General features: G+C 70.5%; 9 protein-coding genes. 7 read left to right on the top strand and 2 right to left on the bottom strand.

Translation table 11 applies throughout. The features are described from left to right. The first annotated feature begins 105 nt into the window (after positions 1 to 105). On the top strand, positions 106 to 942 hold the full coding sequence (locus tag ACIP67_RS04800) for an HAD family hydrolase (RefSeq protein WP_389525079.1): 837 nt from the start codon (positions 106 to 108) through the stop codon (positions 940 to 942). 431 nt (positions 943 to 1,373) lie between these two features. Here the strand turns inward: ACIP67_RS04800 and ACIP67_RS04805 are convergent, their stop codons facing one another. Beyond that, a complete protein-coding gene (locus ACIP67_RS04805; RefSeq protein WP_401687394.1) occupies positions 1,374 to 2,198 on the bottom strand; it encodes an oxidoreductase in 825 nt (274 codons plus the stop codon). A 101-nt stretch (positions 2,199 to 2,299) separates the two neighbouring features. Here ACIP67_RS04805 and ACIP67_RS04810 point away from each other — a divergent pair, with 101 nt between their 5' ends. Next, positions 2,300 to 3,280, top strand: a complete 981-nt coding sequence (locus ACIP67_RS04810) for an ATP-binding protein (protein ID WP_401687397.1) — start codon at positions 2,300 to 2,302, stop codon at positions 3,278 to 3,280. A 91-nt stretch (positions 3,281 to 3,371) separates the two neighbouring features. On the opposite strand, the gene ACIP67_RS04815 is transcribed toward ACIP67_RS04810, so the two are convergent. After that, positions 3,372 to 4,679, bottom strand: a complete 1,308-nt coding sequence (locus ACIP67_RS04815) for a hypothetical protein (RefSeq protein WP_401687400.1) — start codon at positions 4,677 to 4,679, stop codon at positions 3,372 to 3,374. 338 nt (positions 4,680 to 5,017) lie between these two features. Between ACIP67_RS04815 and ACIP67_RS04820 the strand changes: the two genes are divergently transcribed. From ACIP67_RS04820 to ACIP67_RS04840, 5 genes are all read left to right on the top strand, one after another. Further along, positions 5,018 to 7,714 (top strand): bifunctional SulP family inorganic anion transporter/carbonic anhydrase, encoded by a 2,697-nt coding sequence (locus ACIP67_RS04820; RefSeq protein ID WP_401687403.1) that lies wholly within the window; start codon positions 5,018 to 5,020, stop codon positions 7,712 to 7,714. 539 nt (positions 7,715 to 8,253) lie between these two features. Continuing rightward, positions 8,254 to 10,212 (top strand): acetate--CoA ligase, encoded by a 1,959-nt coding sequence (gene acs, locus ACIP67_RS04825; protein WP_401687406.1) that lies wholly within the window; start codon positions 8,254 to 8,256, stop codon positions 10,210 to 10,212. A gap of 318 nt (positions 10,213 to 10,530) precedes the next feature. After that, positions 10,531 to 12,003 (top strand): Na+/H+ antiporter NhaA, encoded by a 1,473-nt coding sequence (gene nhaA / locus ACIP67_RS04830; RefSeq protein WP_401687409.1) that lies wholly within the window; start codon positions 10,531 to 10,533, stop codon positions 12,001 to 12,003. A gap of 81 nt (positions 12,004 to 12,084) precedes the next feature. After that, positions 12,085 to 12,573 (top strand): phage holin family protein, encoded by a 489-nt coding sequence (locus ACIP67_RS04835; RefSeq protein ID WP_401687412.1) that lies wholly within the window; start codon positions 12,085 to 12,087, stop codon positions 12,571 to 12,573. Next, on the top strand, positions 12,570 to 13,535 hold the full coding sequence (locus ACIP67_RS04840; RefSeq protein ID WP_401687415.1) for an alpha/beta fold hydrolase: 966 nt from the start codon (positions 12,570 to 12,572) through the stop codon (positions 13,533 to 13,535). Before ACIP67_RS04835 ends, ACIP67_RS04840 begins: the two co-directional genes overlap by 4 nt. The last annotated feature ends 245 nt before the right edge of the window (positions 13,536 to 13,780 follow it).

Below are 13,780 nucleotides of genomic sequence, written 5' to 3' on the forward strand. Positions count from 1 at the left end.
GGACCGGGTTAGCACGGTCGCGAACGATCCGTGACTTCCATGGTGTACCCGAGAGCCCTCTCAGGCAAACCCACGCGCCAACCTTACGCCGAATGGGCTGCCCCTATGCTCTGGGTTGTGGAAAACCACTCCTTGCCCCGCACAGCGGCCTTCTTTGACCTGGACAAGACGGTCATTGCGAAGTCGAGCACGCTCACCTTCAGCAAGTCGTTCTACCAAGGCGGGCTGATCAACCGCAGGGCGGCCCTGCGCACCGCGTACGCCCAGTTCGTCTTCCTCGTGGGCGGTATGGACCACGACCAGATGGAACGGACACGCGAGTATCTGTCCGCGATGGTGCGCGGCTGGAACGTCCAGCACGTGAAGGAGATCGTCGCCGAGACCCTGCACGACCTGATCGACCCGCTCATCTACGACGAGGCGGCCTCCCTGATCGAGGAGCACCACACCGCGGGCCGCGACGTGGTGATCGTGTCGACGTCGGGCGCGGAGGTCGTCGAGCCGATCGGCGAGCTGCTCGGCGCGGACCGCGTGGTGGCCACCCGCATGGTCGTGGGCGAGGACGGCTGTTTCACCGGCGAGGTGGAGTACTACGCGTACGGGCCGACCAAGGCGGAGGCGATCAAGGAGCTGGCGGAGTCCGAGGGGTACGACCTCTCGCGCTGCCACGCCTACAGCGACTCGGCGACGGACCTGCCGATGCTGGAGGCGGTGGGCCATCCGCACGCCGTGAACCCGGACCGCGCGCTGCGCCGCGAGGCCGTCGCCCGGGGGTGGCCGATTCTCGACTTCCACCGTCCGGTGCGGCTGAAGCAGCGCATCCCGTCGTTCAGCGTCCCGCCCCGCCCGGCTCTGGTCGCCGCGGCCGCCATAGGTGCCGCGGCCGCCACGGCCGGCCTCGTCTGGTACGCCAGCCGCCGCAGGTCGGCAGCAACAGCCTGAACGACGACTGGGCCACGGCGAGACCTCACCCACACCTTGCGGCACCGCAAACCCCACCAGTCCCCTGACTCACCCCGCCTATAAGTCCGGTTAAGACCTGTTCAAGAGTAAATGTAAAGAACAGGCGGCAGGACTTCCGCTTATGGGACTCCTGGAGTACAAAGGACTCAACGGCCCGCGAGACCTAGGACATCCGAAAGGATCACCTTAAAACCGCACATGGCCCCACGGACCGGTTGCATGAACATCGAGCACCCACGCGACGTCGACCCGTCGATTACGGGCCAGCCGCACCAGGTGACGGGCAAAGACCCCGGCCTGATGGGCGACATATCGAGGACGCTTGGTAACCCGGTGAGCATGCCAGCGGCGGTACGAAACCTCGTACCGCCGCATCTCTTGTCCGGGCGCCCGCCGGTCGCCCCCTTGCGCTAGGCCGCCCCGCGCTGCAGCGCCTCGCACACCGCCATGGACTCGCGGGCACCCAGCTCGACCGCCCGGCCGCAGTGGGCGATCCAGGCCGCCATGCCGTCCGGAGTGCCGGAGACATAGCCGTCCAGGGCGGCCAGGTAAGCCGCCCGGCCCAGCTCCGCGTGGCCCACCTCCGCCGGGCAGACCGACTTGGGGTCCAAGCCGCTGCCGATCAGCACGATGCGCTCGGCGGCGCGCGCGACCAGACCGTTGTGCGAGGCGAAGGGGCGCAGCGCGAGCAGTTCGCCGTGGACGACGGCCGCCGTCACCAGGGCGGGCGCGGAACCGCCCGCCACGATCAAAGCGGAAAGACCCTCCAGCCGACCGGAGACCTCGTCGGCGCCGGGCAGCGGCAGCTCGATCAAGGGTTCGTCGACAGGCTCGCCGGCCAGTCGCGGGCGCCCGACCTCGCCCCCCTTGCCGGCCGCGGCCACCAGGTGCAGCCGCGCCAGCACCCGCAGGGGCGACTGGCGCCAGATCGACAGCAACTGACCGGCCTCCGCGGTCAGCCGCAGCGCGGCGCCGACGACGAGCGCCTCGTCGTCGGCCCCGAAGTCGCTGCGCCGACGCACCTCCTCCAGGGCCCAGTCCGCACCGGACAGCGCCGACGAGCCACGGGCCCCGCGCAGGGCCGCCTCGGAGGTGATCGCGGTGCTGCGGCGGCGCATGACGCGGTGACCGTAGACCCGGTCCACGGCCTTGCGGACGGTCTCCACGGACTCGGCCACTCCGGGCAGCGAACCCAAAGTGGCGAGCGGATCAGCGGCAGAGCCTGTCGTACTCATGAGTGCGACCCTACGCAACAGGCGCCCGCACCCCTCGAAGGAGTGGTCTTCTTCACGCACCCCTGCCACGTACAGCTATGGCAGCACTACTCTTGGTGAACATGAAAATTGCTTTCGTCGGGAAGGGCGGCAGCGGCAAGACCACCCTGTCCTCCCTGTTCATCCGTCGTCTCGCCGCCATCGGCGCGCCCGTGCTCGCGATCGACGCGGACATCAACCAGCACCTGGGCGCAGCGCTCGGTCTCGACGACGCGGACGCCGCCGCGCTGCCCGCGATGGGCGACCGGCTGCCACTGATCAAGGAGTACCTGCGCGGCTCCAACCCCCGCATCGCCTCCACCGAGACGATGATCAAGACGACGCCGCCCGGCGCGGGCTCACGGCTGCTGCGGGTGCGCGAGGAGAACCCGGTGTACGACGCCTGCGCACGCACCGTGGAACTCGACGGCAGCGTCGTCCGTTTGATGGTCACGGGCCCCTTCACGGACGCCGACCTGGGGGTCGCCTGCTACCACTCCAAGACGGGAGCGGTGGAGCTGTGCCTGAACCACCTGGTGGACGGCCGTGACGAGTACGTCGTGGTCGACATGACGGCGGGCTCGGACTCCTTCGCCTCCGGCATGTTCACCCGCTTCGACGTCACGTTCCTCGTCGCCGAGCCGACCCGGAAGGGGGTCTCCGTCTACCGCCAGTACAAGGAGTACGCCCGGGACTTCGGCGTTCAGCTGAGGGTCGTCGGCAACAAGGTGCAGGGTCAGGACGACCTCGACTTCCTCCGCGCCGAGGTCGGGGATGACCTGCTCGTGACGGTCGGACAGTCGCCCTGGGTGCGCGCCATGGAAAAGGGCAGGCCGCCCCGGTTCGACGCCCTGGAGGACGCCAACCGCCACGCCCTGGACCTGCTGCGCTCGACCGTCGACGCGGCGTACGAGGGGCGCGACTGGGAGCGTTACACCCGCCAAATGGTGCACTTCCACCTCAAGAACGCCCGGTCCTGGGGCAATGAGCGGACCGGAGCCGACCTGGCCGCCCAGGTCGACCCCGGTTTCGTCCTGCGTGAGAGCGTGACCGCCACCGCGTGACCGCCACCGCGTGACAGCCGCCGCGTAGCCGCCCCCGCGTGGTCGGCCACGCGCGCCGGCCCGCCCGGCGCGCCAAGCGCCCGCCCGGCGCCTACTGCCGGGCCGGCGGCGCCCCGGGGACGCCCTTCGGGGCCGGGGCAGGGTGGCCGGAGAGGAATGTCTCCCAGCCCTGCCTCGGGGACTCGCCGACCTCCAGAGTGCGCAGCTTGGCCAGGACCCGCGGCTCCTGGGCGTCCAGCCAGTCGGCCAGCTGCCGGAAGGAGACACAGCGCACGTCCTCCTTGGTGCAGACGGTCTCCACGACCTCCTCGACGGCGCGCATGTAGGCGCCGCCGTTCCAGGACTCGAAGTGGTTGCCGATGATCAGGGGCGCGCGGTTGCCGTCATAGGCGCGCCGGAAGCCGCCGAGCAGGCCGTCGCGCATCTGGTCCCCCCAGTAGGCGTGCTTGTCGGGGTCGCCCTGGGTGGTGGTGCCGGACTGGTTGACCATGAAGTTGTAGTCCATGGTGAGCTGCTCGTACGAGTGGCCGGGGAAGGGCACGAGCTGCATCGACAGGTCCCACAGGCCCTGTTGCTTCTCGGGCCAGACCTGGTTGTTGACACCGCTGGTGTCGTAGCGGAAGCCGAGGTCGCGGGCCGCCTTCATGAAGTTCTCCCGGCCTTCGAGGCAGGGGGTGCGGGCCCCGATGAGTTCCTTGTCGTAGTCGAAGGGCAGCGGCGCCGCCGTCTTCATGCCGGTGTTGCCCTTCCAGGTCTTCACGAACTGCTTGGCCTGGGCGATCTCCTCCTTCCACTCCTCCACCGACCACTCGCCGACCCCGCCGCCCTTGCCGCAGAAGTGGCCGTTGAAGTGGGTGCCGATCTCGTTGCCCTCCAGCCAGGCCAGGCGCAGTTGCTTCACGGTGGCGGCGATGCCCTGACGGTCGTTGAAGCCGATGTCCGAGCGGCCCGGCGAGTGCTGGGGAGGCTTGTAGAGGTCGCGCTTGTCGTCCGGCAGCAGGTACACGCCGCTGAGGAAGTACGTCATCGTGGCGTCGTTCTCCTTGGACACCTTGCGGAAGTGTGAGAACAGCCGCTGGCTGTCCTCGCCGGCACCGTCCCAGGAGAAGACGACGAACTGTGGCGGCTTCCGGCCCGGCTTCAGACGTTCTGGTCTGGGCAGGTACGGCTGGGAACCGGTGAAGGCGGTGGAGCCGTCGCCGATCAGGCGGACCGCGCCCTCAGGGGCCGGGGCCTGCTCGCCCTTCCGGGTAGCCGGGGCCCACTCGCCCCGCTGCGGGCCCGGCGCCCCTTCCCGGGGACCGTCGGTTCCGCCGGTTCCTGTCGTGCAGCCCGCAAGCGATACGGCGACGGTCGCGGCAACCGCGGCGCCCACAGCGATCCTCTGGGTGGCGGCCATCTTCCGCCCACCTTCTTCCTTCTCTCAGGCCGACACCGACAGGGGCGTTCGGCGGGTGGCATGTCGGGAGGAGCCGACAGCGCCGCCAAGGTCGCACGGGACCGAGAAGGAATTAGTACGACAAGCCGATAAAAGGCCTGCTTCACCCCTTTGGGTGATCTATTGACCTATTTGCCAGGAAAGTCCATGCTTGGCCTTTACTCTGCATTACGATCTATTTACTGAGCGTTGATTCTTCATCCCGCCACTGCACGCCGTGACCCACGGCCGCGACCGCCCCGCCACCGACGGGGGACCACCTGTTCCGCGACCGCGCTGCCCCGGAGGAGACGGGAAACATGTCAGCCTGCGTCCCCACCCGCACGTCCGACTCGTCGCACACCCGGCGCGTCCATCCCCCACACAGCCCCCCACCGCCCCGGCGGCGGCGCTTCCAGGTAGCCGGCGCCGACGTGTCCGCCTCTGTAGCGGTCTTCCTGATTGCCCTGCCCCTGTCCCTCGGCATCGCCCTCGCCACCGGCGCACCCCTGCAGGCCGGTCTTGTCGCGGCCGCCGTAGGCGGGATCGTCGCCGGGCGGCTCGGCGGTTCGCCGCTCCAGGTCAGCGGCCCCGCAGCCGGGCTGACCGTCGTCACCGCCGACCTCATCCACCGCTACGGCTGGCGGACGACGTGCGCCATCACCGTCCTCGCCGGACTGGCCCAGCTCGGGCTCGGCTGCCTGCGTGTGGCACGCAGCGCACTCGCCGTCAGTCCAGCGATCGTGCACGGCATGCTCGCCGGCATCGGCGTCACCATCGCCGTGGCCCAGCTCCACATCGTCCTCGGCGGCAGCCCGCAGAGCTCCGTCCTCGACAACGTCCGTGCACTACCGGCCCAGTTGGCGGCCCTCCATCCCGCCGCCGTCGCCGTCAGCGCCCTCACTCTCGTCCTGCTGCTGCTCTGGCCGCGCCTGCCCGGCCGGGCGGGCAGGCTGCTGCGCACGCTGCCCGCGGCACTCGTCGCCGTCGCCGTCGCCACCGCGACCGCCGCACTCGCCGACCTGACCCAGCCCAGGGTCGAGCTGCCGTCCTGGAGAAGTCACGCCCTGGCCGGGCTGCCCGACGGACCGGTGCTCGGTCTCCTTACGTCCGTGCTCACCATCACGCTGGTGTGCAGTGTGCAGTCGCTGCTCGGCGCGGTCGCGGTGGACAAGCTGATCGCCTCCCGCCCCGGGCAGTCCCCCCGGGTCGGCCGCTCCGACCTCGACCGTGAGCTGCTCGGGCAGGGCTCCGCCAACATCGTCTCCGGCGCACTCGGCGGACTGCCCGTCGCCGGCGTGGCCGTGCGCAGTACCGCCAATGTCCGTTCCGGTGCGGTGAGCCGGAACTCCACGATGCTGCACGGCGTTCTCGTAGTAGTCGCCGCGCTGCTGATGGTCCCGGTCCTGGAGTTCATCCCCCTCGCCTCGCTCGCCGCCCTGGTCATGGCCGTCGGCATCCAGATGGTGTCCCTGCACCACATCCGCACGGTGACCCGCCACCGAGAGGTGCCGGTGTACGCCGTCACCACCCTCGGCGTGGTGCTCCTCGGCGTCCTGGAGGGCGTGGCGCTGGGGATCGCCGTGGCCGTCGCCGTATCCCTGCACCGCCTCGCCCGCACCCGCATCACCCACGACGAAAGGGAAGGAGTCCATCACCTGCACGTACGAGGACAGTTGACGTTCCTCGCGGTGCCACGGCTCAGCCGCGCCCTGCACCTGGTGCCCCACGGCTCCCCGGTCGTGGTCGAGTTGGACGGGTCCTTCATGGACCACGCGGCGTACGAGACCCTCCAGGACTGGCAGAAGACGCACACCGCGCAGGGAGGTTCGGTCGAACTGACCGGCCGCAGCCCCGGCAGCGGGGTGAAGGTCGCCGAGCCCACCGCCGTCGAGGCCACCGACTCCGACCCGGTGACGGGCGACCCCAGAGCCGGCTGCCGATGCCGTCCCTGGACGCCTTGGCGCAACCACCAGTGCGAGGTCCCGCCGTCCGCGCCCCCGTCCTCACCCTCGTCCTCGCCCGTCGACCGGACCGACGGGAAGCCGGAGGAGCGGCCGTCGGCCGGGGAAGCAGGCGGCCGGCCGGAGGGGCCCACCACGTCCGACGCGGGCGAGGAGGCGGACGGTTCGGAGGAGACCACCACGCCGACGTCCGAGGAGCCGGCCGCCCCGGGCAGAGCCACCGGCTCCAAACCGACCGCTTCGGGCACCACTCCGGGCAGGCCGGCCGACTCCCGACCGACCACCCCCGACGGGTCCGCCGAATCCGAACCGGCCACCCCCAACGGGTCAATCGCATCCGAACCGGCCACCCCAGCCAGATCTGCCGGATCCGAACCGAGCGCACACCAACTCGTACGAGGGATCAACGCATTCCACCGGAACACCGCCCCGCTGGTGCGAGGCGAACTGGCGCGACTGGCCCGCGAGGGGCAGCAACCGTCCCATCTGTTCCTCACCTGCGCGGACTCACGGCTGGTCACGTCGATGATCACCTCCAGTGGTCCCGGCGACCTGTTCGTCGTACGGAACGTGGGCAATCTGGTTCCGCCACCCGGGGAGGAGAGCGGGGACGACTCGGTGGCGGCCGCCATCGAATACGCGGTGGACGTGCTCAAGGTGCGATCCATCACGGTGTGCGGGCACTCCGGGTGCGGGGCCATGCAGGCGCTCCTCGCCTCCGAACCGGGTGCGGCGCAGACTCCGTTGAAGCGATGGCTGAGACTCGGACTGCCGAGCCTGGAGCGGATGGCCGACTCGGACCGCCCCTGGGTCCGGCTGGCCGGACGGGCGCCGGCCGACGCGGTCGAACAGCTCGGCCTGATCAATGTGGTCCAGCAGCTGGACCACCTGCGCGGCCATGAGTCGGTGGCCCGGGCACTGCGGGCCGGGGCGCTGGAGCTGCACGGAATGTACTTCCACGTGGGCGAGGCACAGGCGTATCTGCTCGCGGAGGGAGACAAGAGCGACGGCGAGGTGTTCGACCACGTGGGGGTGATGGACGTGTCGGTGTGAACCCGGCGCCGGTGCGCGGACCCGTCGGGGCGGGGTCGCACACCGGCCCCGTCACCGGCCCGGCGCTGCGGTCACAGCTCTACCGCGCAGGGCGACAGCAGCTTGCTCTTGAGCGCGTGGACGGTTCCGGCCTCGGCCGTGCCGGATCCCCTGGCACGTCGGGTTCCGAGGTGTCCCGGTTCCCAGCGACCGACTGTGCCCCCCTGCGACCGCCACTCCCACCTTGCCCCTTCGGGCCGCCCTCGCCCAGGCGGCGCTTCACTCGTCCTCGGGTGGGGATGTGAAAGGCGTTACTGAGGCTGAACTCGGCCCGGTCGGTGTCCGTGGCTACGGATGACCCCCCGGTCGACGGTCGGGGCCGGCCACGGGAAGCGAGCCGAGAACACCGCCCACAGGTCTAAACCATTTGTCCGTCGCCCCTTGTCACCGGGCCCCCGGGTCTGATGAGGTGTGGCCTGGGACACATCGGACACCCTGCGAGAGGGAGATGTCGTGAGCAACGAGAGCCTGGCCAACCTGTCCGGGAAGGAGAGGGAACAGTGAGCGAGTCGTCCTCCCTTTCCAACCTGCTCAAGGAGGAGCGCAGGTTCGCGCCCCCCGCCGACCTGGCGGCCCACGCCAATGTGACGGCGGAGGCGTACGAACAGGCCAAGGCTGACAGGCTCGGCTTCTGGGCCGCGCAGGCCCGCCGGCTGACCTGGGCCAAGGAGCCGACGGAGACGCTGGACTGGTCGAACCCGCCGTTCGCCAAGTGGTTCGAGGACGGCGAGCTCAACGTCGCGTACAACTGCGTGGACCGGCATGTGGAGGCCGGGCACGGCGACCGGGTCGCGATCCACTTCGAGGGTGAGCCCGGCGACAGCCGCGCGATCACCTACGCCGAGCTCAAGGACGAGGTCTCCCGGGCCGCCAACGCCCTGCTGGAGCTGGGGGTCCGCAAGGGCGACCGGGTCGCCGTCTACATGCCGATGATCCCTGAGACGGCGGTCGCGATGCTGGCGTGCGCCCGTATCGGCGCCGCGCACTCGGTCGTCTTCGGCGGTTTCTCGGCGGACGCGCTGGCGACCCGGATCCAGGACGCCGACGCCAAGGTCGTCATCACGGCGGACGGCGGCTACCGGCGCGGCAAGCCGTCCGCGCTCAAGCCGGCCGTCGACGAGGCGGTCGCCAAGGTCGACAACGTCGAGCATGTGCTCGTGGTCCGCCGCACGGGCCAGGACGTCGCCTGGGACGGCAGCCGCGACCAGTGGTGGCACGAGATCGTCGGGCGGCAGTCGGCGGAGCACACGCCGGAGGCGTTCGAGGCCGAGCACCCGCTGTTCATCCTCTACACCTCCGGCACCACGGGGAAGCCGAAGGGCATCCTGCACACCTCCGGCGGCTACCTCACCCAGACCGCGTACACCCACCACGCCGTCTTCGACCTCAAGCCGGAGACGGACGTCTACTGGTGCACCGCCGACGTCGGCTGGGTCACCGGGCACTCGTACATCGTGTACGGGCCGCTGGCGAACGGCGCGACGCAGGTCATGTACGAGGGCACGCCGGACACCCCGCACCAGGGCCGCTTCTGGGAGATCGTCCAGAAGTACGGCGTGACGATCCTGTACACGGCGCCGACCGCGATCCGTACGTTCATGAAGTGGGGCGACGACATCCCCGCGAAGTTCGACCTCTCCAGCCTGCGCGTCCTGGGGTCCGTCGGGGAGCCGATCAACCCCGAGGCCTGGATCTGGTACCGCAAGCACATCGGCGCCGACCGCACCCCCGTCGTCGACACCTGGTGGCAGACCGAGACCGGCGCGATGATGATCTCGCCGCTGCCGGGCGTCACCGAGGCCAAGCCCGGCTCGGCCCAGCGCCCGCTGCCCGGTATCGCGGCCACCGTCGTCGACGACGAGGCGAACGAGGTGCCCGACGGCGGGGGCGGCTACCTGGTCCTCACCGAGCCGTGGCCGTCCATGCTGCGCACCATCTGGGGCGACGACCAGCGCTTCCTCGACACCTACTGGTCGCGCTTCGAGGGCAAGTACTTCGCCGGCGACGGCGCGAAGAAGGACGACGACGGCGACATCTGGCTCCTCGGCCGGGTCGACGACGTGATGCTCGTGTCGGGCCACAACATCTCCACCACCGAGGTGGAGTCCGCGCTGGTCTCCCACCCGGCGGTGGCCGAGGCGGCCGTCGTCGGCGCGACGGACGAGACGACGGGCCAGGCGATCGTCGCCTTCGTGATCCTGCGCGGTACGGCGTCGGAGGACGAGGCCCTCGTCAACGACCTGCGCAACCACGTCGGCGCCACCCTCGGCCCCATCGCCAAGCCGAAGCGCATCCTCCCGGTGGCCGAACTGCCGAAGACCCGCTCCGGCAAGATCATGCGCCGCCTGCTGCGGGACGTCGCCGAGAACCGTCAGGTCGGTGACGTGACCACGCTCAGTGACTCGACGGTCATGGATCTCATCCAGGCCAAACTGCCGGCCGCACCGAGCGAGGACTGAGCCGCCACGACGGCCGACCGGGACGGCCGTGAACGTCGACCGGAAGCGAAGGAACAAGCGGCTGAAAGGACGCCGACCGAGTACGACAGCTGAGCCCATCGGCTGAGCCCGTCAACTCGGAACGGCGGCTGAGCCCGGCGGCTGAGAACGGCGACCGGTGCCCGGGGACGACTGAGAACGTCGTCCCCGGGCACCCGGTGGACCGGTGCACCACCGGGTGCCCCTCTTCACGCGCCTTACGTAAAATGAGCAAACAGGTGTGCCGGGAAGTCTGGTCGGCAGGTGTTCCGTCCTGCCCACCCACCGGAGGCCTTCCCCGTGACCACGCCGCCCCGCACTCCCGCCCCCCGCAAGGCCCTCGGACGGCTGTCCCTCCCCGAGCGGACCTACGTCGCGGACGCGCTCCGCACCGAGACCGTCGGTGGTGTGATCCTGCTCGTCGCCGCCGTCGCCGCGCTGATCTGGGCGAACGTCCCCGCCGTGCACGACAGCTACGAGAGCGTCAGCCACTTCCACCTCGGCCCCGAGGCCCTCGGCCTGAACCTGTCGATCGCGCACTGGGCCGCCGACGGCCTGCTCGCCGTCTTCTTCTTCGTCGCCGGCATCGAGCTCAAACGTGAGCTGGTCGCCGGTGATCTGAGGGACCCCAGGGCCGCCGTGCTGCCCGTGGTGGCCGCCCTGTGCGGCATGGCCGTACCGGCGCTGGTCTACACGCTGACCAATCTCATGGGCGGGGGAGCGACCGACGGCTGGGCCGTGCCCACCGCCACCGACATCGCCTTCGCGCTGGCCGTGCTCGCCGTCATCGGCACCTCGCTGCCGAGTTCCCTGCGGGCCTTCCTGCTCACGCTCGCCGTCGTCGACGACCTGTTCGCGATCCTGATCATCGCGGTCTTCTTCACGGAGTCCCTCGACTTCGCCGCGCTCGGCGGCGCGGCCGCCGGCCTCGCGCTGTTCTGGCTGCTGCTGCGCGCGGGCGTGCGCGGCTGGTACGTGTACGTTCCGCTCGCGGTCGTCATCTGGGCCCTGATGTACAACAGCGGCATCCACGCCACCATCGCCGGCGTCGCCATGGGCCTGATGTTGCGCTGCACCCTCCGGGAGGGCGAGGAGCAGTCTCCGGGTGAGCGCATCGAGCATCTCGTGCGCCCCCTCTCCGCAGGCCTTGCCGTTCCGCTGTTCGCCCTGTTCAGCGCTGGTGTGGCGCTCTCGGGCAGCGCGCTCGCGGACGTGTTCTCCCGGCCGGAGACCCTAGGTGTCGTCCTGGGTCTCGTCGTCGGCAAGACGATCGGCATCTTCGGCGGGTCCTGGCTCACGGTCCGGTTCACCCGGGCCTCCCTGAGCAAGGACCTCGCCTGGGCGGACGTCTTCGCCGTCGCGTCGCTCGCCGGCATCGGCTTCACCGTCTCCCTGCTCATCGGGGAACTGGCGTTCGAGGGTGATGCGGCCCTCACCGGCGAGGTCAAGGCCGCCGTCCTGGTGGGCTCAGTGATCGCGGCGTGCCTGGCGACCGTCCTGCTGAAGGTGCGTAACGCCGGGTACCGCCGGATGAGCGAGGAGGAGGAGCGCGACGACGACCTCGACGGCATCCCGGACGTCTACGAACAGGACGACCCGGCGTACCACCTGCGCATGGCCGAGATCTACGACCGCAAGGCCGCCGAACACCGTCGGATCGCCGAGGAACAGGCCCGGGTGACGTCCGGGGCGCCGTCCGGAGAGCCGACCACACGCCCCAGGCGGGCCGAAGTCGCGGGCGGGGCGGGCGAGGAGGGCGACCGTCCGGCATGATCTGACGGGACGGTACAAAAGACGGGACCGTACGCAGTCAGGCAGAAGACGGCGGAACCGTACAAGACGAGGGAGACCGCGATGAGCGCACCCGACGGCAGCCCGGTCGGCGCAGAACGAAGCATCGGCCAGCTGTTCGCCTCCGCGACGACCGAGATGTCGGCGCTGGTGCACGACGAGATCGCGCTGGCGAAGGCGCAGCTCAGGCAGGACGTCAAGCGGGGCGCGACGAGCGGCGGCGCGTTCTCGCTGGCCGGCGCGGTCCTCCTCTTCTCGCTGCCGATGCTGAACTTCGCCCTCGCCTACGGCATCCGGACCTGGAGCCGCTGGAACCTCGCCGTCTGCTTCCTGCTGTCGTTCGCGGCCAACGTCCTCGTGGCCCTGGTCCTCGTGCTGATCGGCGTCGTCTTCGCGAAGAAGGCCAAGAAGGGGAAGGGTCCGCAGAAGGTGGCCGCCTCCGTGAAGGAGTCCGCGGGGGTCCTGCAGAAGGCGAAGCCGCACCCGCGGCCCGAGCTCGTGCAGGACCGGGCCCCGCAGGCCATCGAGGCTGTGGCACGCTCGACGTCATGACGGACCCCGCGACGCCTTCGGCGCAGCCCTCCCCGGTGCCCCCCGCGGCAGTCGTACGACCCGACCTGGTCGACGGCAGAAAGGTGACCCACCGGGAGGTCGCCGCGAACGGCGCGCGCTTCCACATCGCCGAGCTGGGCGACGGCCCCCTCGTGATGCTGGTGCACGGCTTCCCCCAGTTCTGGTGGACCTGGCGGCACCAGCTGACCGCGCTCGCGGACGCGGGCTTCCGGGCCGTCGCCATGGACCTGCGCGGCGTCGGCGGCAGCGACCGCACCCCCCGCGGCTACGACCCCGCCAACCTCGCCCTCGACATCACCGGCGTGATCCGCTCCCTCGGGGAGCCGGACGCCGCGCTGGTCGGCCACGATCTGGGCGGCTACCTGGCGTGGACGGCGGCCGTCATGCGCCCCAAGCTGGTCCGGCGGCTCGCGGTCGCCTCGATGCCGCACCCCCGCCGCTGGCGCTCGGCGATGCTCACCGACGTCCGGCAGACCGCCGCCGGCTCGCACATCTGGGGGTTCCAGCGGCCCTGGATCCCGGAACGGCAGCTGACCGCGGACGACGGGGAACTGGTGGGCCGGCTGCTCCAAGAGTGGTCCGGGCCGCGGCCGCCGGAGGACGAGGCGCTGGAGACGTACCGGCGCGCGATGTGCATCCCGTCCACGGCGCACTGCTCGGTGGAGCCGTACCGGTGGCTGGTGCGGTCGCTGGCCCGGCCGGACGGTGTCCAGTTCTACCGGCGCATGAAGCGGCCCGTGCGCGTGCCGACGCTGCACCTGCACGGCTCCCTCGACCCGGTGCTGCGCACCCGCAGCGCGGCCGGCTCCGGGGAGTACGTCGAGGCGCCCTACCGCTGGCGGCTGTTCGACGGGCTCGGCCACTACCCGCACGAGGAGGACCCGGTCGCCTTCTCCACCGAACTGCTCAACTGGCTGAAGGATCCCGAACCCGATCGGTGACCGGGTCGTCGCGCCCGGTATCCGGAGACTGAACACCTGTCCTACGAACAGCCAATTGCCCGGCGCATAGGCCAATTGGCTGCCCTCCGGGCGGTTATCGACCTTGGGGCGAGGGCACACGTCGGGGTATGGGCTGGACGCACGACTACAGTGACGCAGCACGCACCCGCCGCTCGGCCACCGGCCTGAGCCCCCATGAGCGAGGTTACGCGCCGCAAGGCGGCGACCTCCGCGTGGGCATTCCG

Origin of the sequence: Streptomyces sp. NPDC088812 (assembly GCF_044750285.1) — a bacterium.
Lineage (GTDB): Bacteria > Actinomycetota > Actinomycetes > Streptomycetales > Streptomycetaceae > Streptomyces.

Coding starts and splice junctions, on each gene's coding strand:
- ACIP67_RS04800 (WP_389525079.1), top strand. CDS start 106: ATGCTCTGGGTTGTGGAAAACCACTCCTTGCCCCGCACAGCGGCCTTC.
- ACIP67_RS04805 (WP_401687394.1), bottom strand. CDS start 2,198: ATGAGTACGACAGGCTCTGCCGCTGATCCGCTCGCCACTTTGGGTTCG.
- ACIP67_RS04810 (WP_401687397.1), top strand. CDS start 2,300: ATGAAAATTGCTTTCGTCGGGAAGGGCGGCAGCGGCAAGACCACCCTG.
- ACIP67_RS04815 (WP_401687400.1), bottom strand. CDS start 4,679: ATGGCCGCCACCCAGAGGATCGCTGTGGGCGCCGCGGTTGCCGCGACC.
- ACIP67_RS04820 (WP_401687403.1), top strand. CDS start 5,018: ATGTCAGCCTGCGTCCCCACCCGCACGTCCGACTCGTCGCACACCCGG.
- ACIP67_RS04835 (WP_401687412.1), top strand. CDS start 12,085: ATGAGCGCACCCGACGGCAGCCCGGTCGGCGCAGAACGAAGCATCGGC.
- ACIP67_RS04840 (WP_401687415.1), top strand. CDS start 12,570: ATGACGGACCCCGCGACGCCTTCGGCGCAGCCCTCCCCGGTGCCCCCC.